The sequence below is a fragment of the Lutibacter litoralis genome (genome assembly GCF_014646675.1).
Lineage (GTDB): Bacteria > Bacteroidota > Bacteroidia > Flavobacteriales > Flavobacteriaceae > Lutibacter > Lutibacter litoralis.
In genome coordinates, this window is sequence record NZ_BMNS01000018.1 from 1 (window position 1) to 3,957 (window position 3,957).

Below are 3,957 nucleotides of genomic sequence, written 5' to 3' on the forward strand. Positions count from 1 at the left end.
ACTGATCCTGATGATGTTTTGGTTACAAATTCAGAGGTTCTTTGATTGTTGTTAAATTTTAAAGTTCCACCGTTCAAACCATACACCCAAAACCCTTGTGCAACTGGTATATATCTTGCTGGCAATTTACCCCCATTTGGTCCATTTTCTGGCCTTCTATTTATTGCTTCAGCAGATCCCGCTCTTGAATAAATAGCGTAACCGTAACTAGCATCACCCGTCAAATGAGAATTATCTGTTCCAAAATCATGATAATAATACACGGCTCCTTGAATGATCTGTCCATTATCTATAATAAATTGATCTGCATCCATGGCACTTGGATAAGGGTTCCCAACTAAATAGGAATCCCAATTAGTTCCTATTGTAAGGTTGTTAAATGTCCCATTATTAGGTTTTCCTTTAAACACAAAATTTTGAGAATCACTGGAAACTAATGGATCTATTGACCCTTTAAAAGTAAAACCTTCCCCAATTTTAATATCACATGTAGGGCAAATACGTGTCCAAGATGCAGCATTTGGATTTAGATATAACCATCTAGTTGACAATTCTATAGGGTTTGTTAAAGCATCACCATCACGAGATGTATTAAAAGTAATTTCTTTAGGCTCATCAGATGCGGTAACATTAATTCCATCGAACATTACACCTTTAATTGTATAGGTTGAGATAGAACCAGCTCCGGGAATACTCACAGGAGATGACCTAAAATCATAGTTATATAAATTCCCTTGACCTTGCTGATCTATTTCAATATATCCAGTACTTTCTGTAGCAAGAATACTTTCACTAAGTTGAGTTGTTATATAGTTATGATTAAAAGGAGGATCACTATAATACCCATATTTTTTTTGTAATAATTGTGATTCACCTACCAAATCAATTGAACCATTCAATCTTAAATAATGCGTAATCCATAACATACGACCACTATTAGTTTGATTCATTGCGCTATTTGCTGCTATAGTTAACTCCCCGGAATTGGATATTAAACCTAACAAAGTAATTCCATTCGCTCCTCCTGCTTCCAAGGAATTAATGTCATTCGAAATTTCTACAATATTCCAATCTATTCTATCTCCATTAATGCCTAAACTGTTTGGTGGGTCCCAAACAATTGACTGTGACCAAGTATAATTATTGTTCCAATCTCCATTATTAGCTGATGTATATGGCAATGGGGCAGTCTTATCAATTGATGAGTCTATATTTAAAAGCCTTCCTTTGATAATACTTCCATTATTTGCCTCCAAATATCCACAATCAAGATTAGTCATTTGGTAGTAACCTTCCAAATCACTCCAGGCCAAACCAGAAATAGGCAACCCAATAGTAGATCCATTTACATCACTTCCATTTGCTTCAATTTCTTGGTTCATCATTTGATGAATTTGATCAGGTTTTAAACTAACATTCCAAATACGGAATTCATCTATCCAGCCTGAAAAATGATTTTGGGCACCATCATTATCAAACCTTGCTCCAACCAAACAATTATAATTATTTGTTTTCACTTTACTACCCGATCCGTTTTTAACATCAATCCCATCTATATATAAGTTGTATTTTAAACCATCATAGGTTACCGCCACATGATACCACCTGTATTCATCATTATTATTTACTCTTAATGGATAATCTGATTTAATAGAACCGCTACCATTCCAATGGAAGGAAATATAATCATTTTCTAATTTCAATTCATAGCCATTATTTGCTGAAGAATTTGAATCTTTTTTAGAAAATAATGTTTGAACACTATTTGTAGCATTTTTGTGTGGTTTAATCCACATTTCAATACTAAACTCTGAATCTAAATCATAATTGGCATCTCCAAAATCAATATAGTCATCATTTCCATCAAAATCAACAGTTTTACAATTTTGTATTTCAATGCGAACAACATCTGAACAGCCCTCAACAGTCCATCTCAAATCATAGATTCCTGCTTCAGCTTTAAATATAGCATCTGGGTCATTAACATCCGAAACATAACCACCGCCACAAGTTCCTGATACAGGAATTACTTCCCATACTCCTATAGCCATAGTTCCATCATCATCACAAGTTAAACAATCTGTAGGCTTTGAAAATGAGCCTTTAGTGGCATTTTCATTAGCACTTTTTGTATTGTCATATGCATTTAGTTTAACCTGTCCGGCACCGCAATTACCATCTGAAAATAATTGATCTTCACCAGCATACGCATAATTCACAGTTACTTTTGCTATTGCGGTTCCATCAATATCGTACGCTCTACATCCGTTTACCAATGTTGTCGCGCCATATTCATGCTGCCCAGGAGCATCAGGTGTAAATTTAAATTCTAGCTCAAGCTCGCCATTAGCCAATGGATCTATATTCGGATCTCCAATTCCTTCTGTCCATTCAATTTCAGAAACAGTAGGTATGACGGGTAATGTAATTCCGTCAACGGCCCATACACTTTCATCAGAAGTTCCATGGAATTTCCATCTAACCCTAAGTTCTGTTTCTCCAACATACGCTGATAAATCAAAGGATGAGTCGTCATTCTCGAAATTATAAGCTGTTGCTGATGAGCCTGGATGGTTTTGCCAATCCCAAGTATCTCCACCTGACAAAGATTGTAATACGATACTGTATGTAACTCCTCCATCTAATGATAATTCCAATATAGCATAATCACTACCAACCAAATTATAGGCTTGGTCAAATTCTAAAAAGGCTGAGCTTACATTCTCCAAACTAAATATTGGAGTTTCCAAACTAGAATATCCTGTAGCAAAAACTTGTGGTTTTTTCTTTTTAACCCAATCTGAAGCATAATCACCTTGTGAAATACCAAATTTTGGATTTCCTGAATCATAAACTATTGATCCAAATGTCTGAGGGTTTGTTCCTGCCCAATTTGTAGGTTTTCCTGAATTTGCATTTGCAGTCCAATAAGTTGCTGCGGCCTCACCATCAATTCTCCACATATCATCATTAAATTTATCCTGAAATTGCCCATTATTAAAGTTCCCTCCACTTCCTTCTATAATATCTTCTTCCTGAGTATATCCACTTCTTGCTATCAACGTAATTTCATCATTAAAACAAACATTAAAAGAATCTATATCTAAAGTAGGTGGCACATCTGGCGGTAAGGAATGTACATTTACAGCATTCGAGTATAACTCACATGTTCCTTTTCTTACAAGGACTTTGAATAATGTTGATTTATTATTTGTTGAATTAAATGTAACCGAATGAGAATCTGTTGTATTTGGTATAACCACCCAATCTGCACTTCCTGCTACAAACTTTTCCCACTGTATAATGGTACCATCTTCTCCAGATAAATCCATTGTAATATTATAGGAATCCGTTGAACAGGATGTTAAACTTATATCATCGGAAGGAGCAAAACCATCTAGAGTCCCTGTTAAATTACCGCCATCAATTACTTCAGGTGTAAGATTAACGTTTTGGGTTGCTATAGCTTGATTTCCTGCACTGTCAGTAAAAGTCCAAGTTACTATAGTTAATCCCGGTCTAGTAATAGGCAACAGAACATCTGGCACACCTATTACATCTGGTTGGCACCCATCATTTGCAACAGGAGCAGTTGGTGTATATTCACATCCAGTTTCTGAAATATTTATAAGTGTTCCAGGGTTCGGAACTTGATTATCTTCAATGATTATTGTTTGTGTAAGGTATTCAATATTCCCATTTCCATCATTAAACTCCCAAGACACTGAGTGAATTCCTATTGTATCAAACGTATGTGGAAGTGCAAAGTCTGCAGTAGTCCCATAAATAGTACCTGCACAATTATCAATTGCACTTACAAATGTAGCATCAATTGTAACAGAACAAGAGTCTGTTATATTGGAAGTATTTGGGATAGGAGTAGTTAAATCATCAATAACAATATTTTGGGTAACGTTGATACTATTTCCATTGCCATCATCTACTTGGTAGGTTCTG

Annotated in this window: 1 protein-coding gene; it reads right to left on the reverse strand. The window is 35.4% G+C overall.

The features are described 5' to 3' along the window. Positions 1 to 3,957: LamG domain-containing protein (locus tag IEW75_RS15625; RefSeq protein WP_229714479.1), on the reverse strand; the 3,957-nt coding region annotated here is incomplete at both ends.